Genomic DNA, 24,121 nt, shown 5'->3' on the forward strand with positions numbered 1-24,121 from the left:
TAAGGATTTCAGGTTTCAGGTTTCAGGTTTCAAGCTGATTCTCCTTAAACTTTACTCCTTTAAAATCCTTTTTATTCAAATAGTTGATGAAGTTTGCAATTTTCCGGCTTAGGATTTCGTATTCCGAAGTCAGTTTTTGCAGTTCATCAACGGTGATATAATTATTATCAAAAACTCGGTACAATTGTGATCTTGCTTCACCGGCAGAACCTTTTGCAATAGAAAGAAATTGTCTGAATTCCAAGTTGCCATCCCTCTCAAAGCCCTCAGCGATATTGTCCATTACAGAACCTGATGACGCCTTTATCTGATCCCTCAGTCTAAAATGATTCTTTAATTCTGTATCATTTGCGATACGGATGATATCTTGGCATAGCTTTCTGGCTTCCTGCCAGATTCCTAAATCTTCAAATCTCTTTATGGTAGCCATTGATTAGGAACAACATTAAACGTGAAACTCCTAAACTACAGCATCCTCTTTCAACCAATCGTATCCTTTCTCTTCCAACTCCAAGGCCAATTCCTTAGTTCCGGATTTTACAATTTTTCCATTGTGCAGTACGTGTACAAAATCGGGAACGATATATTCCAACAAACGTTGATAGTGCGTAATGACAATGATGGCGTTATCCTTACCGCGCAATTTGTTCACGCCATTGGCCACGATACGAAGGGCATCGATGTCCAAACCGGAATCGGTCTCGTCCAAAATGGCCAATTTGGGTTCCATCATCGCCATTTGGAAAATCTCGTTACGCTTCTTTTCACCACCGGAGAAGCCTTCATTCAAGGAACGTGAAAGGAACTTCCTATCAATTTCCAACATTTCGGACTTCTCACGTATCTTTTTAAGCATTTCGTTGGCTGGCATATCTTCCAAGCCTTTTGCTTTTCTGGATTCGTTGATGGCGGTCTTCATAAAGTTGGTCACCGACACCCCTGGGATTTCCACTGGGTATTGGAATGAAAGAAAAACTCCTTTATGGGCTCTTTCCTCAGGTGAAAGCTCCCCCAAATCTTCTCCTTCCAAGAGAATACTTCCTTCTCCAACCTCGAACTCTTCTTGACCTGCAATAACTTCGGCCAATGTACTTTTCCCGGAACCATTGGGGCCCATAATGGCATGGACTTCCCCTGCATTCACCTTTAAGTTGATTCCTTTTAGGATTTCCTTATCTTCTACGCTTGCGTGTAAGTTTTTTATTTCTAGCATCTTGTAAAATTGTATTCTTACTTAATAATTGTGATTTCGACTTTGCTCAATCTTCTGTCTAAATGTGGTAACTGAGCGCAGTCCAAGCTATCCAACCGAGCCTTCCAAACTGATTTCCAACAGTTTTTGAGCCTCTACGGCAAATTCCATAGGGAGTTTGTTCAACACTTCCTTGCTAAATCCGTTTACAATCAACGCAATGGCTTTTTCGGTATCGATTCCCCTTTGGTTACAATAAAAAATCTGGTCTTCACCAATCTTGCTAGTGGTGGCCTCGTGTTCTATCTGTGCCGTTTTATTCTTGACCTCGATGTAAGGGAAGGTGTGCGCTCCGCAACGGTTGCCCATCAACAAGGAGTCACATTGCGAGAAGTTCCTTGCGTTTTCGGCACGGCTGTTTACCTGTACCAGTCCCCGGTAGCTGTTTTGTGACTGACCAGCAGAAATTCCTTTGGAAATAATGGTACTCTTGGTGTTTTTGCCCAAGTGAACCATTTTGGTCCCTGTATCGGCCTGTTGAAAATTATTGGTCACGGCGATGGAATAGAACTCACCGATGGAGTTATCTCCTTTTAAGATACAGGATGGATATTTCCAAGTAACGGCAGAACCAGTTTCTACCTGTGTCCAAGAAATCTTGGCATTCTTTTCACAAAGACCTCGTTTGGTTACAAAGTTGAACACGCCTCCTTTACCTTCGCTGTTTCCAGGGTACCAGTTTTGTACAGTGGAATATTTGATTTCTGCATTGTCCAAAGCAATCAGCTCTACCACTGCAGCATGCAATTGGTTTTCGTCACGCATGGGTGCAGTACAACCTTCGAGGTAACTCACATAACTGCCTTCTTCGGCAACCACTAGGGTTCGCTCGAACTGTCCCGTTCCCGCTTGATTGATACGGAAATAGGTGGAAAGTTCCATCGGACACCTCACCCCTTTAGGGATATAGCAGAAAGAGCCATCGGAGAATACTGCGGAATTTAATGCCGCATAAAAGTTGTCCTTTTGTGGCACCACACTTCCCAAGTATTTCTTCACCAATTCGGGATGCTCTTGGATGGCCTCGGAAATGGAACAGAAAATAATTCCTTTCTCTGCCAAGGTCTTTTTAAACGTAGTGGCCACGGAAACGGAATCCATTACGATATCCACGGCAACCCCTGCCAATTTCTTTTGTTCGTCCACCGAAATTCCCAACTTCTTGAAGGTCTCCAACAATTCTGGATCGACTTCGTCCAAGCTATTGTATTTGGGCTTCTTGTTGGGAGCAGAGTAATAGGAAATATCCTGAAAATCAGGCTTCTTATATTTCACATTGGCCCATTCGGGTTCTTCCATTTCCTGCCAGGCACGAAACGCTTCCAATCGCCACTCGGTCATCCAATAAGGTTCCTCCTTCTTTTTTGAAATGGCAATCACAATGTCCTCGTTCAACCCTTTGGGAAGGGTATCCGATTCAATATCTGTGTAGAAACCATACTCGTATTCTTTGGTTTCCAGTTCTTTCTTTAATTCTTCCTCTGTATAAGCCATATATCTTTAAGTTAGCCAATTACAGGCTTTTAGTCAATGTTTATAGTGAAAAACTTTCTCCACATCCGCAGGTTCTTTGGGCATTGGGATTGTTGAACACAAAACCTTTACCGTTCAAACCTCCAGAATATTCCAGTGTGGTGCCTATCAGGTACAGAAAACTTTTTTTATCGACAATGATTCTCACCTCATTATCTTCAAAAACTTTATCTGTATCCGCTGCGGATTTGTCAAACTTCAATTCATAAGACAATCCACTGCACCCTCCGCTCTTTACGCCAACACGCACAAAATCGGTGGTCGCATCAAAACCTTCCTCGGTCATGAGAGACACTACTTTATGCTTGGCCGATTCCGAAACCTTAATCATCTTACTTGTATTTAATCTAAATAGCCCACAAATATACTTTATAAGAAGGGTTTTACCATAGTAACTAACATTATTATAACGTATGATTCAATAGGTGTTTCCTATGGAAAACGGCATTGGTTTGCCTATAGTGCCTGCATATGGGGATTCCACAAGCTTTTTTTATGACCACGCCATAATTCCTTCAAAAAAAATTTATGTTTCGCCCGAAACCTAAATTTACGATAATCCTCATTATTTTTGCAAAATGCTAGAAGACAAGAATCAAGAGCGAACTTCATTGGAAGAATTGGGCGAATTTGGCCTAATAGAACATCTTACCAAAAACTTTGAACTCCATCAACCCTCCTCCATTATCGGGGTGGGTGACGACGCTGCCGTTATGGACTATAACGGCAAAAAAACCATTCTTACCACCGATATGTTGGTGGAAGGTGTTCATTTTGACTTGAGCTATATGCCCCTTAAGCATTTGGGCTATAAGTCGGTTATGGTCAACCTTTCGGACGTCTATGCCATGAATGCCGTGGCAACCCAAGTAACGGTTTCGTTGGCTATTTCCAATAGGTTTCCGTTGGAGGCACTTGAAGAATTTTATGCTGGCGTTGCCTTGGCGTGCAAATTGTACAATGTTGATTTGGTAGGGGGAGATACTACCTCCTCCACACGGGGAATGATCATTAGCGTAACGGCCATCGGCGCGGCAGATGAAAGCGACATCGTTTACCGTAAAGGAGCCAAACCGAACGATTTGCTGGTAGTAACCGGAGATATTGGAGGCGCATATTTAGGCCTTCAGGTTTTGGAGCGGGAGAAGGAGGTCTTCAAGGTCAACCCCAACAGTCAGCCCGATCTTGAGCCGTATTCCTACATCGTGGAACGGCAATTAAAGCCCGAAGCTAGAAAGGACATTGTGGATCTGCTCAAGAAACTGGAGGTGAAACCAACCTCCATGATCGATATCAGTGATGGGCTTTCCTCAGAAGTCATCCATTTGTGCAAGCAGAGCGATACAGGGTGCAATGTTTTTGAGGATAAGATCCCATTGGACCCTACGGTGATCTCGGCGTCCGAGGAATTTAAAATGGACAGCACCATGATTGCCTTGAGCGGGGGGGAGGATTATGAGTTATTGTTTACGATTGACCAGGCGGATTTTCCAAAAATCAAGGGGAATCCCAATTTAACGGTTATCGGCCACATGACCGAAAAGAGCGAAGGTATCCATTTAGTGAGCAGGGCCAATACCAAGATTCCGATTACCGCACAGGGTTGGAATTCGTTCAACACATAAAAAAATCCCGAAAATCAAGACTTCCCTACATCATGGCATTGGGGCACGCAACCATTAGCAGCAGGTAATAACTTAAGTTTCCGGGATAAGATTTGGGCCTTTTCCTAAAACAAAAAATGGGCTATGCCACTTGGTGCACTACCCTGTTTTTGCGTTTTCTGTACATATCTTCCAACGTACTGTTGATTTCTTGCATTTGAGGCGTCAACGCGGAGAGTTTTCCGCTCACGTCCGTTGTGACCTGTTTTTGGCAATGGATGCATTTGTACTCCTTAATGTGCTGGGTTACCTTTTTGGAAACCACGTAATGATGGCCGAACAAACTGCAGAAGAAGGAAGAAAATTTGTTGCCATGTTGCGTAGTAGTTGTTTTCATAAGCTGGTGTTGTTTTGGAGAAAAGCACTGGATTACGAAATGGGGCTTCGAAAAATGCTTAATTTGGTTCGTAGTTTTATGTTATAGAAATATGAGTTTAATACGTTTATTTTATAGGAACGGATGTTGATAACTTTTTATTTCACCTTTATCTCGATAAAACTTTTTTTTCGATGAAATACCATAAAATCGTTGAAAAGCCGTCTTTTTCCGCTCAAAAACACTTTTGTAAGATACCATATTGAAAACAAATTATCAACAACCCATCAATAAAAAATCGTTAACGATTACGGCTTTTGCCCTTTTTTCCCTCTTTTTTGGCGCGGGCAACCTTGTTTTACCTCCACTCCTAGGTTTCAAGTCGGGCAATCTATGGTGGCTCGTTACCTTGGGGTTCTGCATTTCGGGGGTGCTTATTCCTATTTTGGGCATTGTGGCGCACGCGAAATTGCAAGGCACCTTATTTGATTTTGGCAAAAAGGTATCGCCCCGTTTCAGTATCATCTACTGCTATATTATCTATGCTATTGCCATTGCATTGCCTTCGCCAAGAACGGCTTCGGTTACCCACGAAATGGCCATACAGCCTTTTTGGGACTCTCCCTCTTGGCTCACAAGCCTTGTCTATTTTTTGTTGGTGTTCCTGTTTGCCATCAATCGCAGTAAGGTGCTGGATGCTTTGGGCAAATTGTTGACCCCGGGCATTCTTATCATTTTAATAGTAATGATATGCACGGCTGTCTTTGGTTTTGATTTTGCAATGGTCCCATCGGCCATGGACCGTCCATTTAGTTCAGGCATATTGGAAGGGTATCAAACCTTTGATGCCATTGGTGCCGTGGTCGTAGGTGCGGTAATCATAATATCCATCAATCTAAAGGAAAAAACCGCTTCGTTTGAAGAAAAGCGCAGGCTGATTGGTCGAGCTGGATTGTGGGCGGGAATCGGATTGTTTTTGGTTTACGGCGGACTTATTCTTACGGGATCCGTTTTTGGAAATACGTTTGATGCCGATATCTCTAGAACCACGCTTTTGAGGGGCATCAGTACCACAACCTTGGGAAGCACTGCCAATCTTTTCCTTAGTGTTTTGGTGAGTTTGGCTTGCTTCACGACTGCTGTCGGCATTGTTACGGGCACCTCCGATTTTATAAAAGGTCGTTTTAACGATTCCATTTGGGCGTATCGCATCACCGCATTCTTGGGTTGTGTGCTCGGGGTGCTCATTGGGCAATTCAATGTGGGCTACATTATTTTGGTAGCGGTCCCTGCCCTCATGTTCATCTATCCTATCACCATCGTTTTGATTTTGTTGAACGCCGCTCCCGGCATATGGACTTCACATAAAGTATTTAAGAGTGTTGTTTTGGTCACCGCAATTTTCAGCATCCCCGATTTTATGGGGAGCATGGGATGGGGAGAGGTAATTGCTCCTTCTGCGAACTGGATTCCGTTAAGCGAGCATCAATTAGGTTGGGTATTGCCAGCAGCGGTCACTTTTGTTGTGGCAAATCTGATTTTTAAAAATGGGGCAGCCTTCAAAAAATGATTACCTTCTTCTTTTAAAACTACAAAAGAGAAAATGTTGTGTTGTCCCGAATGGTGTTTGGTGATGTTCGGTTTGGCATTCCATCTTTTCAAATTCTTGGAAAGTAGCTTCCATTAGACCCACATTATATTGTTTGATAGGAAGACCACTACATTTTTCCGGTCCCTTTTCAGAAAAAGTGCCGATAATCAAATGTCCATGAACTGAATTGTTCACCAAATCCACATAAGATTGAATCTGCTTAGGCTCCGTTAAAAAATGAAAAGCGGCACGGTCATGCAATAATTCGTAGTTTTCTTTTGGTTCAAATGAGATGATATCAGCCTGTATCCATGTTACCTTTTTAGCGTGTTCGCCCAATCGTTCTTTGGCGCGCTCCAATGCCTTTCCAGAAATGTCCAACACGGTAATATCCTCAAAACCTTCATCCAGCAAAAAATCGACCAACTTGCTGTCGCCTCCGCCCACGTCAATGATTTTTGACTTCTTTTTCAGGGACAGGGAATGGATAAGATCCAAGGAAATTTGCGGCACCTCTTGTGTCCAACTAACTTCCTCAGGCGTTTTGGTGCCATAAACTATTTCCCAATGTTCTTTACTATCCATGAATTGATTTCTTATTTAATACGCTGCCTTTAATCACAGGCACAGTGTTTATTGCTACGTGCCTTTTCAAAGCATTCCCTTCCTTCGGAAAAAGCAAAATAGGCCAACCCCAAGGTGCCTATGCTGTCTATATAAGGAATTTTAAAAAGTTCGTAGATGCCACTGCTGACCAATAGGATAACCGACATATACACACAAACCAAGGTGCAATTGGCATCTGCCAATATGGGAGCGGAATTGAGCTCATGCCCGACCTTCCGTTTCCACCAGACCAAAATCCACATCACCAGTATGGAAATACTTGAAATGACAACGCCCCAAAAGGTGGTCAATGGTTTGTGTCCCGTCCAAATATTGTAAATACTGGTAACCACCAACCCTACGACCAACAGGTAAAATGCCATTCCTGTAATCCGAAGGGCAGTTCGCTCAAAATTGTCGCGGTTGCTATCGGGGTTTCGTTGAATGCGCAGGATCATATGAGCAATGCCCAAACCAGAGATAACCTCGATAAAACTGTCAGTTCCAAAACCAAAAAGCGCAAGACTCTCATCCTCAAATCCAAGATAGGTAGAGATAACCCCTTCGGCCACATTGTAAAAAATGGTGAACAGGGCAAGGGCAAAAGCCGTTCGATACAGTCTTTTCTGATCTGACATACTACGCTAACATTGTGTTTTTTGATGGAATGCTCCCGACAGGTCGCTGAATGCGATCAACGTCTGGCCTATTCCTGTTCTCTCCTCTTTTTATTGTAGTGATAAATGGCATACGCAATGCCTGCCAACACTACGAAGGGGAGGTAACTCCCGATAACCACCCCAATTTCGTAAGCGCTATCAGGAGCTTCCTCCATCTTTTTTTCGATGGTCGATTGTTGCATCAACCAAATTAGGCTCGTTCGCATCCTTCTTTATTTATCCCAAATCCTAAAATTAGAATCTGGTTAATTGTTCATCAATTCTTCGATTTCCTCGATTTCGATAGGGATGTTGCGCATCAAATTAAAGGGCTCTCCCTTTTCTTGGATGACCACATCATCTTCCAAACGGATACCCATTCCCTCGGCGGGAATGTAAATACCGGGCTCCACGGTGAACACCATATTGGCTTTCATCGGTTTTTTCAACTCCCCGTAATCGTGGGTGTTCAATCCGATGTGGTGGCTGGTACCGTGCATGAAGTACTTTTTGTAGGCAGGCCAGTCTGGATTTTCATTTTGCACATCGGCCTTGTCCAACAATCCAAGTCCTATCAATTCGGAGGTCATGAGTTTTCCCACCTCTTTATGATATTCGGCCCACAGGGTTCCGGGCACCAACATTTTGGTTGCCTCCTCCTTTACACGAAGTACTGCGCTATACACTTCCTTTTGTCTGGCCGTGAATCTTCCGTTCACTGGAATGGTACGGGTCATGTCGCTGGAGTAGTTGGCATATTCTGCGGCAAGGTCCATCAAGATCATATCGCCGTCCTTCACCTGCTTGTTGTTTTCCAAATAGTGGAGCACATTGGCATTGTTGCCCGAAGCAATGATGGGACTATAGGCAAATCCCTTGGAGCGGTTCCGAATAAATTCGTGCAGATATTCGGCCTCGATTTCGTGCTCCCATACGCCCGGTTTCACAAATTTCAGCACCCTTTTAAATCCTTTTTCGGTAATATCGCAGGCCTTTTGCATCAGTTCGATTTCTTCCGGTTCCTTGACGCCGCGAATATTTTGCAAAATGGGATTGCTCTTGGCCCATTGGTGCGCAGGGTACTCTTTCTTTACCTTTTCAATAAAGCGGGCTTCCCGGGTTTGCGTTTCTACCGCCTGGCGGTAATGTTCGTTGGTGTTGAAGTAGATGGTATCCGCCTCGGTCATCAGATCAAAAAATATCTTGTCAAACTCGGTAAGCCAATACACAGTTTCGATGCCCGAAACCTCCGTTGCTTTTTCCTTAGTGAGTTTGGCGCCTTCCCAAACTGCGATATGGTCGTTGGTTTCCCGCACAAAAAGAATTTCCCTGTGCTTTTGGTCCATGGCATCCGGAAAGAGCAGCAAAATGGTTTCCTCTTGGTCGGCTCCGCTGAGGTAAAAAAGATCACGATCCTGCTCAAAAGGCAAGGTACTATCGGCACCAATGGGGTAAATATCGTTGGAGTTGAACACCGCAATACTTTTAGGTCGCATTTGGGCCACAAATTTTTTGCGGTTCTTTATAAAAAGGTTGCTGTCTATCTGCGTGTATTTCATAGTTGTGATTTGATTAGCTCAAATGTAGGTAATTGCGTTACCGAAGACAAATCCTTACCTTTCCTTTCAAACTGATAAAATGGAGCTCAACCTAAGTATTCCCGCCCTACTTTTTCCTGCTATTTCGCTCACAATGCTCGCCTACAACGCTCGTTACTTGGCCATAGCAGCACTGATACGTCAGTTGCACAAACAGTTCGAGGAAACCTCGGCACCACCGTTAAAACAACAGATCAATCAATTACGGACCCGATTGGGCATCATCAAGAACATGCAGGCCACCGCCATCGTCAGTTTTTTGTTGGCCGCTATCACCATGTTCTTGACTTATGTGGAAATGCGGGTCTGGGCCAACGTAATTTTCGGCATCAGTTTGGTTTTTTTGATGATTTCTTTGATTCTTTCCCTCTTGGAGGTGCAACTATCCACAAAAGCACTCGGCATTCAGCTAAAAAACATGGAGAATTAATCAGCTATTCCAACAGAATATGTAAGAATTTTTCGTGTTTTGTTTCTGCCGAAACAGCATCCGTCAATTGAAAAGCAGCATACGTCAATTCGGAAGGGGCATCGGTCAATCGGTGCCCAAAAATACCTTTCTGCGCATGTACCTTTGATCCCGTAATTAAGGATTTATCACATTTAAATTGATATGCAACGGGTAAGGGATTTGGCATTTTTTAAAAAAATCAAGGAGGTACGGGAGTACGAATTCGGTGTTTTTTACTTTTTTGACGGATTGGTCATCTCTGAAATGAGCGAAGGAACCACCTTTGATTGGGACAAGGCCGAAAAAATAATCCGTGTGGCTTACGAAATTTTGGGAAAGGACAAACCTGTTGCGTACATCAGCAACCGAATCAACGATTATTCCGTGGTGCCCACCGATTGGCTCAAATTCTACAAAAACCGACATCATTTGGAATTTTATTCCATTGTGGCTTATAACAACGGTGGCCTAGCCAGTGTCATATTGGAAAAAATGTTCTTCCGGAACAAAATAAGGCAGTTTTCCAATTTGGAGGACGCCATTCAATGGAGTTTGGCCAAGGTGAGTGAAAAAATTGATCTTTCGGCTTAACCCCAAAATTACTTGCTGTTTTTTCTTCCCATTTTTTCTACGTAATGCACAATGTGTTTGGCCACATTGATTCCGGTAGCAGCTTCGATGCCCTTTAGACCAGGAGATGCATTCACCTCAATCAACAATGGACCATTTTTGGATCGTATCAAATCCACTCCTGCGACACCTAGTCCCAAATGTTTGGTGGCATTAATGGCCATGAACTTTTCACGTGGCGTTAGTTGTACCGCTTCCACGTTGGCGCCTCGGTGCACATTGGACCTAAAATCGTCCAATCCACTGGTACGCTTCATACTAGCCACAATTTTGTTGCCCACCACTATTATCCTAAGATCTTCTCCATTGGCCTCTGCAATATATTCCTGTAGCAAAATACTGGTATTCATGTTGTAAAGGGTATCAATCACGGATTTTGCCGACTTTTTGCTTTCGGCCAAAATGACCCCTTTGCCCTGTGTTCCTTCCTGTAGTTTTATAATGACGGGAGCTCCGCCCAAAAGCTCAATTTGGTCCTCAACATTGTTAGGATTGATGGAAAACACAGTTCTCGGCACAGGTATCCCCTTTTGGGACATCATCTGTAAAGTAGCGACCTTGTTTCGAGCACGAGTGATGCCCAACGATTTGGCGGTAGTAAAAACATGGTTCAGTTCAAATTGTTTTACAATGGCCGCTCCATGACGGGTCACCGTTGTCCCGATCCTTGGAACAATGGCATCAAACTCATCGGTGATGTTCTCCGCTCCCACAAAAATTTCCGGCCGGTTACCGCCCAGTTGCACCGAACATTTGGTGTGGTCCACATGCTCCACATAATGCCCTGCATTTTCAAATTCCTCGGCAATCCTGGCTGTGGAATACACAGTAAGGCTTACCGATAAAATGGCAACATCCATGTTTCTTTGGATTGATTTTGGATTCAATGGGTAATATCGGTCAAATTTCCGGGATGGCGATTGGGAGCGTTTAAATCCCTTTAGCTTAAAATGAATCTAAATAATAAGCTTTACGATGTTGAAAGCTTGTTAAAAACTCATTCGTGCCGTAAATTTGTGTAAAAACTGACTTCTAATGAGTTTGATAAAATCTTCGTTGGCCCGAAAATATGTAATGGCCCTATCGGGTCTTTTTTTGGTCATCTTTTTGATTCTTCACGTGACCATCAATTTGGCCTCCGTGTTTTCTCCAGAATTTTTTAATGAAGCGTCCCATTTTATGGGCTACAATCCACTGGTCCAATTCCTAATGCAACCTATTTTGATTGCTGGGGTAATCGTCCATTTTGTGATGGGCTTTGTTTTGGAAATCCAGAACAGAAAAGCAAGGGACGTGGGCTATGTAAAGTATAATGGCGCTGCCAATGCTCCATGGGCTTCCCGAAACATGATTTACTCAGGTTTGGTGGTTTTGGCTTTTTTGGCATTGCATTTCTACGATTTCTGGGTGCACGAGATGACCTACAAGTACATCGAGGCCAATCCGCAAGACCCAACGCGCTACTACGCCGAAACCGTAGAAAAGTTCGCTCCTGTTTGGAGAACCGTTCTTTACGCGGTATCGTTTGTGCTATTGGGCCTTCATTTATGGCATGGCTTTGCCTCTTCTTTCCAATCCATGGGTGTAAACAACAAATACACCGCTGGATTCAAAAAATTTGCTAAAATATTCGCGGTCGTGGTACCCTTGGCCTTTGCATTCATCGCCGTTTACCACCACCTTAACCCAATAACACATTAAGTATGGGCATATTGAATTCCAAAGTTCCATCTGGACCCTTAGCGGACAAATGGACCAAGCATAAAAATGAAATTGACCTAGTTAACCCCGCCAACAAGCGAAACATCGACATTATCGTGGTGGGTACCGGACTGGCTGGTGGTTCCGCCGCTGCCACTTTGGCCGAGCTGGGTTACAACGTAAAAACATTCTGTTATCAAGATTCTCCAAGAAGGGCCCACTCCATTGCGGCCCAAGGAGGGGTAAACGCAGCCAAGAACTATCAAGGGGATGGCGACAGTGTTTACCGTCTTTTCTATGATACCATCAAAGGGGGTGACTACCGTTCCAGGGAAGCCAACGTGTACCGTTTAGCGGAAGTATCCACCAACATTATCGATCAATGTGTGGCACAGGGAGTGCCTTTTGCAAGAGAGTACGGGGGATTATTGGACAACCGCTCTTTTGGTGGTGTTTTGGTTTCCAGGACGTTCTACGCCAAAGGGCAAACCGGACAGCAGCTTCTGTTGGGTGCCTATGCCGCCATGAACCGTCAAATCCAACGAGGTAAAATCAAATCGTATACCCGCCATGAAATGTTGGATCTGGTATTGGTCGATGGAAAAGCTCGAGGTATCATTGCCAGAAACTTGGTGACCGGTGAAATCGAAAGACATTCCGCGCATGCCGTTGTTATTGCCTCAGGAGGATATGGAAACTTGTTTTATCTGTCCACCTACTGCATGGGCGCCAACGTAATGGCTGCGTGGAGAACGCATAAAAAAGGTGCTTTCTTCGCCAACCCATGTTACACACAAATCCACCCCACCTGTATTCCTGTTTCTGGAGATCATCAATCCAAATTGACCTTGATGTCCGAATCGCTACGAAACGACGGACGTATTTGGGTGCCCAAAAAACTGGAAGATGCCCAAGCAATCCGAGAAGGCAGACTAAAGCCAACCGAGTTGGCAGAAGAGGATAGGGATTACTATTTGGAACGACGTTATCCAGCTTTCGGGAACTTGGTGCCTAGGGACGTTGCTTCCAGAGCAGCCAAGGAACGATGTGATGCCGGATTTGGCGTAAACAAAACAGGGGAGGCCGTTTATCTTGATTTTGATTCGGCCATTATGCGTTATGGAAGAGAGAAAGCGATGACCTCTGGAATGAAAGACCCAGACGATAAAACCATTCGCGAGCTCGGTGAAAAAATAGTTGAGGCCAAATATGGTAACCTCTTCCAGATGTACGAAAAGATTGTGGACGAGAATCCTTATAAAACGCCAATGAAGATTTATCCAGCGGTGCACTACACCATGGGAGGTCTTTGGGTAGATTATAACTTGCAAACCACCATCCCAGGCTGTTATGCCGCGGGAGAGGCCAACTTTAGTGACCACGGTGCCAACCGTTTGGGTGCATCTGCCTTGATGCAAGGTTTGGCGGATGGATATTTCGTGCTCCCCTATACCATCGGAGATTATTTATCCGACGATATTAGGACCGGACCAATCCCTACCGACTCCCCAGAATTTGATGCTGCAGAAAACGATGTTCGTGAGCGTATCAAAAAATTGATGTCAGGTAGCGGTATCCACACGGTTGATTATTACCACAAAAAATTGGGTAAAATCATGTGGAACAAATGTGGCATGTCCCGTAACGCGAAAGAACTCGAAGAGGCCATGGAAGAGATTGCCGCGCTTCGAAAGGATTTCTGGGAAAATGTAAAAGTTCCCGGAACACCGGATTCCAAGAACCAAGAATTGGAGAAAGCAGGCCGAGTGGCCGATTTCTTGGAATTGGGTGAATTGTTCGCAAAGGATGCCTTGCACAGAAACGAGTCCTGTGGAGGACATTTCCGCGAAGAATATCAGACCGAGGAAGGTGAGGCCCTTCGTGATGACGAAAACTTTAAATACGTGGCCGCTTGGGAGTATGCAGGCGAGCCCAAAGATGCCAAATTGCACAAAGAAGATTTGGAGTATGAGAATATCAAAGTAAAGACACGTTCATATAAATAATATTGCTATGAAATTATATTTGAAAATATGGCGTCAAAAAGATGCAAAATCCAAAGGAGCAATGGTCGACTACACCCTTGACGGGGTGGAAGAAGACATGTCCTTTTTGGAAATGTTGGATATTTTAAACGAGGATTTGATCGCCAAGGGTGAAGAGCCCGTGGAATTCGACCACGATTGCCGCGAAGGTATCTGTGGTACCTGTTCGTTGATGATCAACGGGCGTCCACACGGTCCAGATTCTTTGATTACGGCCTGTCAGCTGCACATGCGTAGTTTTAATGACGGGGACGAAATCGTAATTGAGCCTTGGAGAGCCAAAGCATTTCCCGTTATCAAGGATTTGATTACGGATCGCAGTGCTTTCGACCGTATCCAACAGGCTGGTGGTTACATTTCCGTAAACACTTCGGGACGACCAGTGGATGCCAACGCCATTCCTATTGAAAAGGAGCATGCGGATGATTCCTTTAATGCAGCAACCTGCATTGGGTGCGGAGCCTGTGTGGCCGCTTGTAAAAATGCGAGCGCCATGCTGTTTACCTCAGCTAAAGTATCCCAGTTTGCCCTATTGCCACAAGGACAGGTGGAAGCCGCAGAGCGCGTTCAGAACATGGTGCGTCAAATGGATTTGGAAGGATTCGGAAACTGTACCAATACCGGTGCTTGTGAAGTGGAGTGCCCCAAGGGTATCTCTTTGGAGAATATTGCACGCATGAACCGGGAATACTTATCCGCTACGTTGAAAGGATAAACCCTAACATTCGTTATTACAGAGAACCCAAATTCCAATAGGAGTTTGGGTTTTTTGTTATCTTACGGTATGCCCAAAGAGTATCCAAAAGAACGTATCAAAGTACCCCGATTTAATGAGGAATCGGGTTTTTATACTACACCTCAGCGTTCCAAGATTATGGGGAAGATTCGCGGAAAAAACACGAAGCCAGAACTTGCCTTTAGGAAAGCGTTGTGGCAATCAGGCTACCGATACCGCATCGACTACAAAAAACTCATCGGAAAACCCGATATCGCACTAAAAAAGTATAAAACCGTCATCTTTATTGATGGGGAATACTGGCACGGCCATAATTGGGAGGAACGCAAGGAGAAGATCAAAACTAATCGGGAGTTCTGGATTCCAAAAATCGAACGGAACATGCAACGAGATCAAGAGGTAAATCAAGCTTTGAAAGAAAAGGGATATACCGTGTTTCGGTTTTGGGAAACGGAGGTAAAGAAAAACTTGGACGATTGCCTAGAAGAGGTGCTCACCCATCTCAATAAAGTCAAAGCTGCTTTTTCACAACCCTGAATACTTGCAATACATCGTCCAATGGCAACTCAAAATCCTGAAATTCCGGCGAAGTGTTCAGGTTGTGGCAAAGCAATGTCTTTTTGTCTTTGTTATAGCCTGTAAGTCGCTTACAGATAATTCGGTCCGTACAAACAAGCACATAGGATTCGTTCCAGAAGCTTTCCTTGTTACGGGCCAAGGACTCCTTTTTTATTTCCAATCCAAGCACATAGGATTTATTGGGAATGGAGGCCGCACTGGAATCGTTCATGGAATCTCCTGATACCTCAAAAATACGATGAGGCTCCTCTGTTAAAAAATCGATGATGAATCCACCTTGAAAAGGATTGGTAAGTTTATCTTTTTGCAGTGCCTTAATATACTTTTGATGCCATTCCACCAGCACCAAAGGGGCCATTACCAAATACTTTCCATGCTCTAATGGGTAGAAAACGCTGCCATGTTTGGTGAATGGTTGGCGTCGGGTATAGGCTTCGCCCATATCATTCACCTCATGCATGTAGAGCTCGGCAATGGTAAGACCAAAAAATTCGGCAATCTTGGTCAAATTTTTTATGGGAATGTTGGCATCCTTTCGTTCATAGAGCTGAATCGTGCGCAGACTTACGCCAATTTCCTTACCCAATTGCGATTGACTAATATTATTTTTTCGTCTTAATTGCTTAATTATATACATTTATTTCTATATTGTGTAATATTGTTACGCAATAAGCGCTCAACGCAGCAATTTCTCTAGTTTTCTGTAATTGGGTTACAGGCCAAATATAGAAAATAGGATTTGACCCCAACATATAATTATTTAAACTCGAGTTATATATGGGTTCCATTAAAGGCCTAGGGCCATTCATTGAAAAAGATTCCATTTTTACGGAAGAGGATTACGGCAAACCGATTAGCGAGCGACTGTCCCAAGTGCTCCGCCGTAACGCCACCAAAAACGATTTTGCCAATATTGCCATTAAGAGCAATGTGAGTTTTTCAACCATTCGGGATGTGGTGTACCGAACGAACAGCCTTACCAAGGTGAACGCCATGGCGATTTCTTTGCTCATCCATGCGGCTTTTGAAAATTCCTTTGCCTACAAATTGCAGGCTGAAGGGGATATTATGTATTTGAGCAATTTACTTAAGGTCTAAGCGGAGGAGCCAATCGGTCTGTTTGTCGTTTCCAATGTAATACGGATGCTCTCCAAACTTTACAAAACCGTGTCGTTGGTAAAAAGAAATGGCTTTGGGGTTGTGCTCCCAGACACCAAGCCAAACAAATTCCTTGTGAAACTTTCTGGCAATGGACTTGATTTCACCGAGCATCCAAGCACCAATTTGTTTTCCTTGATGTTCTTGGGCTACATATATACGTTCTATTTCCATGGCACGCGGATGATGCACGTCCGTTTGTGCCGATGCCACGTTGAGTTTCATATAGGCCACCCGCTGCTTTCCGTTGGATACAAAATAAAAATGGGTGTAGATATTGGACAACTCCCCAGCAAGCTTCCGGGGATGGAAAGCTTCTTGCAGATATACTTTAAAATCCTCTGGTTTGTTATCTTTTTCAAAAGCCTCGCGAAAAGTGGCTTTGGACATTTCCACTAAATCGTCCAAATCGGTCAAGGTACATTTTCGAAGCGATAGTTGCATTGGGTTGGTTTTGCCTAAAATTATCGCAAAAAAAAGAGCCGAACAATACGTTGGCTCTATATTTTTCAGGGGGATTAGACTGGTTGACCTAAAGCATGAACAACTTTTTGATCAAAAGCATAAAACCTGTGAAAAAGTCGTTTCGGTAAACTTGAACATTCTCGTTCATCGTAGTGTTAGATTTTAGTGCCATGGTGAATTCGGGTAAAAATTTCGATATAACCAAATATATTATCGTTGAACGGTAATTTAAAACTAATGTTGTAAAATGACTTTATTATGTTGTAAAAATTAGGTCGCTTATAATCAAATTTGCATTTCGGGAATTTCACCTTCAACAACCAGTTTACCCTTGGTCGCTGCTTGAATTTCGTCCACCGATACTCCAGGAGCCCGCTCCAATAGTTTGAAACCCTCAGAAGTGACCTCCAAAACGGCCAGATTGGTCACTATTTTGGTGACACAACCAACCCCTGTCAAGGGTAAGGTACATCGCTTCAGTAATTTGGATTCGCCCGCCCTATTGGTGTGCATCATGGCCACGATGATATTCTCAGCTGAGGCCACCAAGTCCATGGCGCCTCCCATGCCCTTGACCATTTTACCGGGAATCTTCCAGTTGGCAATATCGCCGTTTTCCGCCACCTCCATGGCGCCTAAAATGGTAAGGTGGACATGTTGCCCGCGAATCATTCCAAAACTCAAGGCGGAGTCAAAAAAGGACGCACCGGGCAAGGTGGTTATGGTCTGCTTACCCGCATTGATGACATCGGCGTCCTCCTCACCTTCAAACGGAAATGGTCCCATGCCCAAAACACCGTTCTCACTTTGGAATTCCACACTGATGTCGTCCCTAACAAAATTCGCCACCAAGGTGGGTATACCAATACCAAGGTTAACGTAATACCCGTCCTTGACCTCTTTTGCAATTCGTTTTGCAATTCCGTTTTTATCTAACATGTATGTCAATGTGTTAATTTGGCAATTGGTCAATGTGTCAATTGCCTATTGTTGTACTTTTCTTTAGGAAGCCCAGATTATTTGGTTCACGTTTTGGGCTCATTGCCTCATTCTCACGGTTCGTTGCTCTATTCGTTTCTCATAGTTTTTCCCCTGAAAGATGCGCTGCACAAATATTCCGGGAATGTGAATCTGGTTGGGGTCCAAACTTCCGGCAGGTAGCAATTCTTCCACTTCGGCCACGGTAATGGTAGCTGCGCCACACATGCATGGATTGAAGTTCCGTGCAGTTCCCTTAAAGATCAAGTTTCCGGCCTCATCGCCCTTCCACGCTTTCACAAAGGCAAAATCCGCTTTGAAGGCAGGTTCCAGTACATACATTTTTCCATCGAACTCCCTTGTCTCTTTACCCTCGGCCACTTGAGTACCGTACCCTGCAGGTGTGTAAAACGCAGGGAAACCGGCTTGGGCAGCCCTACATTTTTCGGCCAAGGTTCCTTGAGGGGTCAGTTCAACTTCCAGTTCGCCGCTCAACATTTGTCGCTCAAATTCATCGTTTTCCCCAACATAGGACGATATCATTTTTTTGATTTGCCGCTTTTGTAACAACAGCCCCAGACCAAAATCATCGACTCCCGCATTGTTGGAGATACAGGTGATGTCCTTGATACCCAAACGGACCAATTCGTCAATGGCATTTTCTGGTATTCCGCATAGGCCAAACCCACCCAGCATGAATGTCATTCCATCTTCTACCCCCTTCAATGCATCGGAAACATTGGCAACAGTTTTATTGATCATAGAATTCGTATTTATTTGCCCTGAAATTACGATTTAAATAAAAAAGCCCCAAGCAAATTCAGATATGCTTGAGGCTTTGTTAAGAAATAAGTTCTTGTTTAAAAATCCAAGTCGTCCAAGTCGTCCAAGTCGTCCTCTGTATCGATTAAATCCTCTTCTTCCTGCTGTTGTTGGGAGCAATCAATATTGATGGACATTTCCTCTGGAGCTTCGAACTCTTCTTTGGACACGTTCAACTCTTCATTGGCGTAGTTCTTCTTCATGTACAATGCCCAAATAGGTAATGCCATAGCAGCTCCCTGTCCGTACAAAAGACGGTTGAAGTGGATGGACCTGTCTTCTCCACCTACCCAAACGCCAGTGACCAAATTCGGTACCATACCCATAAACCAGCCATCACTTTGGTTCTGTGTAGTTCCTGTTTTTCCGGCTATCGGATTGGTGAGTTCATACGGATATCCAGTGATGATTTCTTTGTAAACGGTTTGATTTTTTCCATAGGTGTGTCGTAATCTACCGCCTGAACCATACTCGGTAACTCCTTCCAATAGGTTCACCATGGCATAGGCAACATCTTTACTCAACACATCCCTGGTCTCCGGTGTGTACTCAAAGAGTACGGTTCCGTTTTTATCCTCAATACGGGTTACCATCACGGGCTTCACATATACCCCTTGATTGGCATAGGTTCCAAAAGCGCCGACCATTTCGTACACGCTCACATCGGGGGTACCCAATGCAATGGAGGGCACTTCTGGGATTTCTTTGGTAATCCCCATACTTTTGGCAATGGCAGCTACCGAACCAGGACCAACTCGATCAATAAGTTGTGCAGTAATGGTGTTCACAGAATTGGCCAGTGCGCTTTTCAGGTTCATATCCTCACCAGAATACTTTCCGTCCGAGTTTTTAGGGCACCACGCAGCCATATTTCCATGTTTCCCAGGTTCAATACAATATTGGTTGTCGGGTAGGGTATAGCATGGCGAATAGCGTAACTGGTCAATAGCTGCAGCGTAGACGAAAGGCTTAAATAATGACCCTGCCTGTCTTGATCCTTGAATTACGTTGTCGTACTGAAAGTGCTTATAATCGATTCCCCCTACCCAAGCTTTTACGTGGCCGGTCTGGGGCTCCATAGACATCATGGCGGTACGCAGGAAGGTTTTGTAGTACCTGATGGAATCCATCGGGGTCATGATGGTGTCCTTTTCAAAAGAATCACTGTTCCAATCAAATACGGTCATTTCTGTTTTTTCACGGAAAGTGGCTTCGATATCTTTTTCGGATAGTCCTTCGCGTTTAAGGTGGCGCCATCTTGCTGAGCGTCGCATGGCACTACGCATAATCGTATCGATACCTCCTTTGCTCAAATCCAAAAAGGGAGCCGTAGGATTACGGTCGGGTGTATTTTGATGAAAAAACTCGGCCTGTAAATTCTTCATGTGTTCCTGAACCGCTTCTTCCGCATTTCGCTGCATTCTGGAATCTATGGTGGTATAGACTTTTAGACCATCCAAGTAAATATTATACTTTTCCCCGTCTGGTTTTGGGTTCTCCTCTACCCATTTATTAAGAAAGCGTTGCATATACATCCTGAAATAGGTGGCAAGACCTTCTCGATGCGACTCTGGATTGAAATTAATTTTCATCTCCAAACTTTGGAGCGAATCCTTTTCTTTTTCTGAGATATAGCCGTATTTGGCCATCTGTCCCAATACCGTATTCCTACGGTTCAATACAAGTTCTTCTCTACGGATGGGATTGTAAAGGGATGAGTTTTTGAGCATGCCCACCAAAACCGCAGATTCTTCGGTTCTTAGGTCGGCGGGTTCCTTTCCAAAATAAATTCTAGCGGCGGATCGGATACCATCCGCATTGTAATTGAAATCATAGATATTGAGGTAAATGGCTATGATTTCCTCCTTGGTGTAATTCCGTTCCAAGCGGGTGGCTATGACCCATTCCTTGATTTTTTGGGTCACCGCCTCAAATAAATTTCTTGATCGGACCCCAACAAAAAGCTGTCTCGCCAGCTGCTGTGAAATGGTGCTGGCGCCTCCTTTGGTCCCCAAATACACTAAAGCTCTGGCAAAACCTCTGGCATCGATACCGGAATGGTCATAATAACGGGCATCTTCGGTGGCCACCAAGGCATCTACAATATTTTGGGGCAGGGTCTCATAATCTACCCACGTTCGGTTGTCGTCCAAATACAGTTTTCCCAAGGTTTCGCCATCGGAAGAAATAAATTCGGTGGCCAAATTGGTCTCTGGGTTTTCCAATCGTTCAAAGGTGGGCATTTCTCCGAAGACCCCCCATGAGGCCAGCAAAAAAATGAGGACCACGGCCAATACGCCCGATCCAAATAAAATCCAAAACCATTTAATAAAGGGAAGAAAGTTTTGCTGCTGTTTTTTTTGACGCTTCTTTGCCATTATAATTTGGGTGCTTTTTCTATTTCCAAACCAACATCCGTAATACCTTCCAAAATGTGAAGGCCTTCCACATCGCCATTTTTGCGCATGGCATGGGAAATGTTCACCTTATATACGCCAGAATCGGGAAAATCGATCTTTTCCTTGTACCAAAGTTTGTTTTCCTTGATGCTTCCCATTCCTTTTCCCAACCATTCCCCGCTCGGTTCTGCCATACGGTACTCCAATGTATCCTTAACGGTGTTTCCGCTCGGATATTCCAGCTCGGTGATTAAAAATAGGTTGCTAAAAGCAAAATTGTCATCATTTCTAATGTTGATGAACAGGTTGTAGGTCTGGGTAGAGTCCAATTCGGAAAATTGAAAATCAACTCCTTGGTCCATCTGCCATTTTCCCTCTTTGATGGGTTGGTAATCCGAGTAGACCAATAGTTCATTGCAGGATGATAGGGCAAGAACCAGCACCAGTGGCAACAGCAATTTATTTCGCATTTGGAGATGCTTTAGATTTTGGTTTTCTACGCTTCTTTTTTCTACGTTTTTTTCTGTTTGGCCTATCAAAACGGGTAAGGCTGTCTTGCCCCACCACGTTTTCGAAGGTAGTTTTATCCTCGGTCACGTTGTCCGCGGCATATTCTTCAAGACTGGCCACTTTTTGATTCTTTTTATTGAGCTCCAAAATCTCCAGTACTTGATCTTTGGAAAGTGTATGCCATGTAGCCGGTTCATCTTTGTAAGAAAACCATAGGGTTTCTTTGAAAATATCCGCTTTTTGGCAAAAAGCGATTCCCTTTTGTGTTTTCAGTTTGCAATCGGATGGCGGGAAATCCTTCAGGGCTTCCAGGTACATGTCCAGCTCGTAGTTGAGACAGCATTTCAGTTTACCACATTGGCCTGCCAACTTTTGAGGGTTGAGGGCCAATTGTTGGTATCGGGCGGAGGCGGTGCTTACCGACCTAAAGTCCGTCAACCAAGTGGAGCAGCAAAGTTCACGTCCACACGAGCCAATGCCTCCCAAACGTTGGGCCTCTTGCCGATAGCCAATCTGACGCATTTCGATACGGATACCGAAGGCTTTCGCCATATCCTTGATCAATTGCCTAAAGTCAACGCGGTCTTCCGCAGTGTAGTAAAAGGTGGCCTTGGATCCATCACCTTGAAATTCGACATCACTCAGTTTCATTTCAAGTTTTAGGGAAATAGCAATCTCTCGGGAACGCTTTTTGATTTCTTCTTCACGGTCCCTACATTTTTGCCATATATCGATGTCGCGCTGGGTAGCTTTTCGGTACACCTTGGGAAGGGCCTTGTCATCTGGTGAAACTTTTTTCCGTTTCATCTGGATTCGGACCAGCTCCCCGGTAAGGGTCACCACGCCCACGTCGTGCCCAGATTTGGCCTGGGTGGCCACAACATCGCCTATGGACAATGTGAGGTTCTCCGTGTTCCTAAAAAATTCTTTTCTACTGTTTTTAAAACGTACCTCAACGCAATCAAAAGGTTTTTGACCGTTGGGCAACGACATATTGGAAAGCCAGTCAAAGACTGTGAGCTTGTTACAACCATCAGTGCCGCAAGTTCCATTGTTCTTGCATCCACGCGGTTGTCCATCCTTGCCGGTTGAACAACTGCTACACGCCATATTTAATATCTTGATTGGGGAGCCAAAAAAGCAAAATGTCTATTCAAGCAAGGATAGGAATTCCTTCAAACATAGGGAAACCTTAATCATACCATCACCAAACCCGACAAAGAACCATTTTTACTCAGCTGTTTGGGCAGCCCCAATAGGGTTCATAAAAAATTACTTGATGTAAATATAGTACAATTTGTCGCAGTAGTGAAATGCTACTTCTTGTATTTCAACACGGGAGAGCGTCCTTTTTTGAATATTTTATTGCTTGCTCCCTTGCCCTTGCGCAAACGCTTTTGTTCCTCGTAAGGCAATGCATGAACCTCCATGCAGTCCACCGAACAACAATTGTTCATTTCTTTGGCGCATTCATCACATTGAATAAACAACAAATGGCACGCTTCGTTGGCGCAGTTGACGTGGGTATCGCATGGCTTTCCACATTGATGGCAATGTGCGATCACATCTTCGGAGATACGTTCGCCTCGCCTATGGTCAAAGACAAAGTTTTTGCCCAAGAATTTGTTTTCCAATTGCTTTTCGCACACTTGTCGGGTATATTCGATAATGCCGCCTTCCAGCTGAAAAACGTTTTTGAAGCCTTTGTGCTTGTAATAGGCGCTGGCTTTTTCACAACGGATACCCCCGGTGCAGTACATCACAAGGTTTTTGTCCTCTTTGTGGGCAGCCAAATCTTTTTCGATGATGTCCAATGAGTCACGGAAGGTATCCACATCTGGGGTTATGGCATTTTTAAAGTGTCCTATCTCGCTTTCGTAGTGGTTGCGCATATCCACTAGCACGGTGTTTTCATCTTCGATGAGCTGGTTAAATTGTTCGGCGCCTACGTGTATGCCTTTGTTGGTGACATCAAAGGTGTCATCGTTCAATCCATCGGCCACGATTTTATCGCGCACTTTTACCTTCAATTTTAAAAAGGATTTGTTGTCCTGCTCAATGGCAATGTTAAGCCTTACATTTTCCAAAAAGGTAATATTGTCCAAATGCGCTTTGAAGCTATTGAAGTTTTCCGCGGGCACCGAAAGCTGGGCATTGATTCCTTCGTGGGCCACATAAATGCGCCCTAGAACTTCCATTTGGTCCCAAGCCAAAAAAAGATGGTTTCTAAAAATCTGTGGATTACCTATTCGTGCGTATTTATAGAAAGAGATGGTAAGCCGTTCTTTCCCGGCTTCCTCAATAAGCGCTTCCCTTTCCTTTGCACTTAATGTGTTGTACAGTTGCATGCTATACCGGATTAAGTTTTAAGAATGGTTCTTTTAAATGTGCGGCAAAGATAGAAAATTAAGGGAGAGCAAACTAAAAG

27 protein-coding genes are annotated in these 24,121 nt (G+C 44.1%); 9 read left to right on the forward strand and 18 right to left on the reverse strand.

The window, feature by feature from the left end; all coding sequences use genetic code 11:
• Positions 1–22: 22 nt before the first annotated feature.
• The 4 genes from EO130_RS05005 to EO130_RS05020 all read right to left on the reverse strand — a co-directional run bounded on the left by EO130_RS05005 (position 23) and on the right by EO130_RS05020 (position 3,116).
• Entirely contained in the window at positions 23–430 is a 408-nt protein-coding gene (locus EO130_RS05005; protein ID WP_127140424.1) for a four helix bundle protein, read from the reverse strand.
• A gap of 30 nt (positions 431–460) precedes the next feature.
• Positions 461–1,213, reverse strand: a complete 753-nt coding sequence (sufC, locus tag EO130_RS05010; protein ID WP_127140425.1) for a Fe-S cluster assembly ATPase SufC — start codon at positions 1,211–1,213, stop codon at positions 461–463.
• An 87-nt stretch (positions 1,214–1,300) separates the two neighbouring features.
• The gene (gene sufB, locus EO130_RS05015; RefSeq protein WP_127140426.1) at positions 1,301–2,746 is read right to left on the reverse strand and encodes a Fe-S cluster assembly protein SufB; all 1,446 of its coding nucleotides are present in this window, start codon (positions 2,744–2,746) and stop codon (positions 1,301–1,303) included.
• A 40-nt stretch (positions 2,747–2,786) separates the two neighbouring features.
• Positions 2,787–3,116: a HesB/IscA family protein gene (locus EO130_RS05020; protein ID WP_127140427.1), complete on the reverse strand. Its 330-nt coding sequence runs from the start codon at positions 3,114–3,116 to the stop codon at positions 2,787–2,789.
• Positions 3,117–3,363: 247 nt separating this feature from the next.
• Here EO130_RS05020 and thiL point away from each other — a divergent pair, with 247 nt between their 5' ends.
• The gene (gene thiL / locus EO130_RS05025) at positions 3,364–4,410 is read left to right on the forward strand and encodes a thiamine-phosphate kinase (RefSeq protein ID WP_127140428.1); all 1,047 of its coding nucleotides are present in this window, start codon (positions 3,364–3,366) and stop codon (positions 4,408–4,410) included.
• Positions 4,411–4,531: 121 nt separating this feature from the next.
• On the opposite strand, the gene EO130_RS05030 is transcribed toward thiL, so the two are convergent.
• On the reverse strand, positions 4,532–4,786 hold the full coding sequence (locus EO130_RS05030; RefSeq protein ID WP_127140429.1) for a hypothetical protein: 255 nt from the start codon (positions 4,784–4,786) through the stop codon (positions 4,532–4,534).
• Positions 4,787–5,027: 241 nt separating this feature from the next.
• On the opposite strand from EO130_RS05030, the gene brnQ reads away from it, so the two are divergent.
• Positions 5,028–6,335, forward strand: coding sequence for a branched-chain amino acid transport system II carrier protein (gene brnQ, locus EO130_RS05035; RefSeq protein WP_127140430.1), 1,308 nt, complete (start codon positions 5,028–5,030; stop codon positions 6,333–6,335).
• Here the strand turns inward: brnQ and EO130_RS05040 are convergent, their stop codons facing one another.
• The 4 genes from EO130_RS05040 to EO130_RS05055 form a co-directional block, all read right to left on the reverse strand.
• Positions 6,336–6,941 carry a class I SAM-dependent methyltransferase gene (locus EO130_RS05040; RefSeq protein WP_127140431.1) on the reverse strand — a complete coding sequence of 202 codons (606 nt, stop codon included), beginning with the start codon at positions 6,939–6,941 and terminating at the stop codon, positions 6,336–6,338. It abuts the gene before it with no gap.
• A 29-nt stretch (positions 6,942–6,970) separates the two neighbouring features.
• Entirely contained in the window at positions 6,971–7,600 is a 630-nt protein-coding gene (locus tag EO130_RS05045) for a cation efflux transmembrane domain-containing protein (RefSeq protein WP_127140432.1), read from the reverse strand.
• Between the two features lie 68 nt (positions 7,601–7,668).
• Entirely contained in the window at positions 7,669–7,848 is a 180-nt protein-coding gene (locus EO130_RS05050; RefSeq protein WP_127140433.1) for a hypothetical protein, read from the reverse strand.
• Positions 7,849–7,887: 39 nt separating this feature from the next.
• Entirely contained in the window at positions 7,888–9,180 is a 1,293-nt protein-coding gene (locus EO130_RS05055) for an aminopeptidase P family protein (RefSeq protein ID WP_127140434.1), read from the reverse strand.
• Between the two features lie 79 nt (positions 9,181–9,259).
• Here EO130_RS05055 and EO130_RS05060 point away from each other — a divergent pair, with 79 nt between their 5' ends.
• Positions 9,260–9,649 (forward strand): DUF2721 domain-containing protein, encoded by a 390-nt coding sequence (locus EO130_RS05060; protein WP_127140435.1) that lies wholly within the window; start codon positions 9,260–9,262, stop codon positions 9,647–9,649.
• A 183-nt stretch (positions 9,650–9,832) separates the two neighbouring features.
• Complete coding sequence (locus EO130_RS05065) at positions 9,833–10,261, forward strand: hypothetical protein (RefSeq protein ID WP_127140436.1); 429 nt, start codon at positions 9,833–9,835, stop codon at positions 10,259–10,261.
• A gap of 8 nt (positions 10,262–10,269) precedes the next feature.
• Here EO130_RS05065 and EO130_RS05070 read toward each other — a convergent pair whose 3' ends face one another.
• Positions 10,270–11,160: a RimK family alpha-L-glutamate ligase gene (locus EO130_RS05070; RefSeq protein ID WP_127140437.1), complete on the reverse strand. Its 891-nt coding sequence runs from the start codon at positions 11,158–11,160 to the stop codon at positions 10,270–10,272.
• A gap of 175 nt (positions 11,161–11,335) precedes the next feature.
• On the opposite strand from EO130_RS05070, the gene EO130_RS05075 reads away from it, so the two are divergent.
• Genes EO130_RS05075 through EO130_RS05090 form a run of 4 tightly spaced genes read left to right on the forward strand, consistent with a single transcriptional unit; the run spans position 11,336 to position 15,319 of the window.
• Positions 11,336–12,001, forward strand: coding sequence for a succinate dehydrogenase cytochrome b subunit (locus EO130_RS05075; RefSeq protein ID WP_127140438.1), 666 nt, complete (start codon positions 11,336–11,338; stop codon positions 11,999–12,001).
• Between the two features lie 2 nt (positions 12,002–12,003).
• Positions 12,004–14,007 carry a fumarate reductase/succinate dehydrogenase flavoprotein subunit gene (locus EO130_RS05080; RefSeq protein WP_127140439.1) on the forward strand — a complete coding sequence of 668 codons (2,004 nt, stop codon included), beginning with the start codon at positions 12,004–12,006 and terminating at the stop codon, positions 14,005–14,007.
• A gap of 7 nt (positions 14,008–14,014) precedes the next feature.
• Positions 14,015–14,761 (forward strand): succinate dehydrogenase/fumarate reductase iron-sulfur subunit, encoded by a 747-nt coding sequence (locus EO130_RS05085; protein ID WP_127140440.1) that lies wholly within the window; start codon positions 14,015–14,017, stop codon positions 14,759–14,761.
• Positions 14,762–14,806: 45 nt separating this feature from the next.
• Complete coding sequence (locus EO130_RS05090) at positions 14,807–15,319, forward strand: very short patch repair endonuclease (protein ID WP_313781248.1); 513 nt, start codon at positions 14,807–14,809, stop codon at positions 15,317–15,319.
• Here the strand turns inward: EO130_RS05090 and EO130_RS05095 are convergent.
• Positions 15,294–15,998, reverse strand: coding sequence for an XRE family transcriptional regulator (locus tag EO130_RS05095; RefSeq protein ID WP_127140441.1), 705 nt, complete (start codon positions 15,996–15,998; stop codon positions 15,294–15,296). The two genes, EO130_RS05090 and EO130_RS05095, sit on opposite strands and share 26 nt — an antisense overlap.
• Before the next feature lie 140 nt (positions 15,999–16,138).
• On the opposite strand from EO130_RS05095, the gene EO130_RS05100 reads away from it, so the two are divergent.
• Positions 16,139–16,459 (forward strand): hypothetical protein, encoded by a 321-nt coding sequence (locus EO130_RS05100; RefSeq protein WP_127140442.1) that lies wholly within the window; start codon positions 16,139–16,141, stop codon positions 16,457–16,459.
• Here EO130_RS05100 and EO130_RS05105 read toward each other — a convergent pair.
• The 7 genes from EO130_RS05105 to trhO all read right to left on the reverse strand — a co-directional run bounded on the left by EO130_RS05105 (position 16,445) and on the right by trhO (position 24,041).
• Positions 16,445–16,963 (reverse strand): GNAT family N-acetyltransferase, encoded by a 519-nt coding sequence (locus EO130_RS05105; protein WP_127140443.1) that lies wholly within the window; start codon positions 16,961–16,963, stop codon positions 16,445–16,447. The two genes, EO130_RS05100 and EO130_RS05105, sit on opposite strands and share 15 nt — an antisense overlap.
• A 306-nt stretch (positions 16,964–17,269) precedes the next feature.
• Positions 17,270–17,923 carry a 3-oxoacid CoA-transferase subunit B gene (locus tag EO130_RS05110; protein WP_127140619.1) on the reverse strand — a complete coding sequence of 218 codons (654 nt, stop codon included), beginning with the start codon at positions 17,921–17,923 and terminating at the stop codon, positions 17,270–17,272.
• A 99-nt stretch (positions 17,924–18,022) separates the two neighbouring features.
• On the reverse strand, positions 18,023–18,724 hold the full coding sequence (locus EO130_RS05115) for a CoA transferase subunit A (protein WP_127140444.1): 702 nt from the start codon (positions 18,722–18,724) through the stop codon (positions 18,023–18,025).
• Positions 18,725–18,822: 98 nt separating this feature from the next.
• Entirely contained in the window at positions 18,823–21,162 is a 2,340-nt protein-coding gene (locus EO130_RS05120; RefSeq protein ID WP_127140445.1) for a penicillin-binding protein 1A, read from the reverse strand.
• Entirely contained in the window at positions 21,162–21,653 is a 492-nt protein-coding gene (locus tag EO130_RS05125; protein WP_127140446.1) for a gliding motility lipoprotein GldH, read from the reverse strand. The genes EO130_RS05120 and EO130_RS05125 overlap by 1 nt, the downstream gene beginning before the upstream one ends.
• Positions 21,643–22,803: a PSP1 domain-containing protein gene (locus EO130_RS05130; protein WP_127140447.1), complete on the reverse strand. Its 1,161-nt coding sequence runs from the start codon at positions 22,801–22,803 to the stop codon at positions 21,643–21,645. The genes EO130_RS05125 and EO130_RS05130 overlap by 11 nt, the downstream gene beginning before the upstream one ends.
• A gap of 206 nt (positions 22,804–23,009) precedes the next feature.
• The gene (gene trhO / locus EO130_RS05135) at positions 23,010–24,041 is read right to left on the reverse strand and encodes an oxygen-dependent tRNA uridine(34) hydroxylase TrhO (protein ID WP_127140448.1); all 1,032 of its coding nucleotides are present in this window, start codon (positions 24,039–24,041) and stop codon (positions 23,010–23,012) included.
• Between the last annotated feature and the right edge of the window lie 80 nt (positions 24,042–24,121).

This window comes from Flagellimonas marinaquae, from assembly GCF_003992675.1.
GTDB classification, from domain to species: Bacteria; Bacteroidota; Bacteroidia; order Flavobacteriales; family Flavobacteriaceae; genus Flagellimonas; species Flagellimonas marinaquae.

What these genes read in the sequence shown, in the direction of transcription:
- EO130_RS05085 (WP_127140440.1), top strand. Translation starts at nt 14,015, where the DNA reads ATGAAATTATATTTGAAAATATGGCGTCAAAAAGATGCAAAATCCAAA.
- EO130_RS05110 (WP_127140619.1), bottom strand. Translation starts at nt 17,923, where the DNA reads ATGTTAGATAAAAACGGAATTGCAAAACGAATTGCAAAAGAGGTCAAG.
- EO130_RS05070 (WP_127140437.1), bottom strand. Translation starts at nt 11,160, where the DNA reads ATGGATGTTGCCATTTTATCGGTAAGCCTTACTGTGTATTCCACAGCC.
- EO130_RS05065 (WP_127140436.1), top strand. Translation starts at nt 9,833, where the DNA reads ATGCAACGGGTAAGGGATTTGGCATTTTTTAAAAAAATCAAGGAGGTA.
- EO130_RS05060 (WP_127140435.1), top strand. Translation starts at nt 9,260, where the DNA reads ATGGAGCTCAACCTAAGTATTCCCGCCCTACTTTTTCCTGCTATTTCG.
- EO130_RS05125 (WP_127140446.1), bottom strand. Translation starts at nt 21,653, where the DNA reads ATGCGAAATAAATTGCTGTTGCCACTGGTGCTGGTTCTTGCCCTATCA.
- EO130_RS05030 (WP_127140429.1), bottom strand. Translation starts at nt 4,786, where the DNA reads ATGAAAACAACTACTACGCAACATGGCAACAAATTTTCTTCCTTCTTC.
- EO130_RS05020 (WP_127140427.1), bottom strand. Translation starts at nt 3,116, where the DNA reads ATGATTAAGGTTTCGGAATCGGCCAAGCATAAAGTAGTGTCTCTCATG.
- trhO (WP_127140448.1), bottom strand. Translation starts at nt 24,041, where the DNA reads ATGCAACTGTACAACACATTAAGTGCAAAGGAAAGGGAAGCGCTTATT.
- EO130_RS05040 (WP_127140431.1), bottom strand. Translation starts at nt 6,941, where the DNA reads ATGGATAGTAAAGAACATTGGGAAATAGTTTATGGCACCAAAACGCCT.
- EO130_RS05005 (WP_127140424.1), bottom strand. Translation starts at nt 430, where the DNA reads ATGGCTACCATAAAGAGATTTGAAGATTTAGGAATCTGGCAGGAAGCC.
- EO130_RS05120 (WP_127140445.1), bottom strand. Translation starts at nt 21,162, where the DNA reads ATGGCAAAGAAGCGTCAAAAAAAACAGCAGCAAAACTTTCTTCCCTTT.
- EO130_RS05130 (WP_127140447.1), bottom strand. Translation starts at nt 22,803, where the DNA reads ATGGCGTGTAGCAGTTGTTCAACCGGCAAGGATGGACAACCGCGTGGA.
- sufC (WP_127140425.1), bottom strand. Translation starts at nt 1,213, where the DNA reads ATGCTAGAAATAAAAAACTTACACGCAAGCGTAGAAGATAAGGAAATC.
- EO130_RS05080 (WP_127140439.1), top strand. Translation starts at nt 12,004, where the DNA reads ATGGGCATATTGAATTCCAAAGTTCCATCTGGACCCTTAGCGGACAAA.
- EO130_RS05045 (WP_127140432.1), bottom strand. Translation starts at nt 7,600, where the DNA reads ATGTCAGATCAGAAAAGACTGTATCGAACGGCTTTTGCCCTTGCCCTG.
- EO130_RS05095 (WP_127140441.1), bottom strand. Translation starts at nt 15,998, where the DNA reads ATGTATATAATTAAGCAATTAAGACGAAAAAATAATATTAGTCAATCG.
- EO130_RS05105 (WP_127140443.1), bottom strand. Translation starts at nt 16,963, where the DNA reads ATGCAACTATCGCTTCGAAAATGTACCTTGACCGATTTGGACGATTTA.
- thiL (WP_127140428.1), top strand. Translation starts at nt 3,364, where the DNA reads ATGCTAGAAGACAAGAATCAAGAGCGAACTTCATTGGAAGAATTGGGC.
- EO130_RS05075 (WP_127140438.1), top strand. Translation starts at nt 11,336, where the DNA reads ATGAGTTTGATAAAATCTTCGTTGGCCCGAAAATATGTAATGGCCCTA.
- sufB (WP_127140426.1), bottom strand. Translation starts at nt 2,746, where the DNA reads ATGGCTTATACAGAGGAAGAATTAAAGAAAGAACTGGAAACCAAAGAA.
- EO130_RS05100 (WP_127140442.1), top strand. Translation starts at nt 16,139, where the DNA reads ATGGGTTCCATTAAAGGCCTAGGGCCATTCATTGAAAAAGATTCCATT.
- EO130_RS05055 (WP_127140434.1), bottom strand. Translation starts at nt 9,180, where the DNA reads ATGAAATACACGCAGATAGACAGCAACCTTTTTATAAAGAACCGCAAA.
- EO130_RS05050 (WP_127140433.1), bottom strand. Translation starts at nt 7,848, where the DNA reads ATGCGAACGAGCCTAATTTGGTTGATGCAACAATCGACCATCGAAAAA.
- EO130_RS05115 (WP_127140444.1), bottom strand. Translation starts at nt 18,724, where the DNA reads ATGATCAATAAAACTGTTGCCAATGTTTCCGATGCATTGAAGGGGGTA.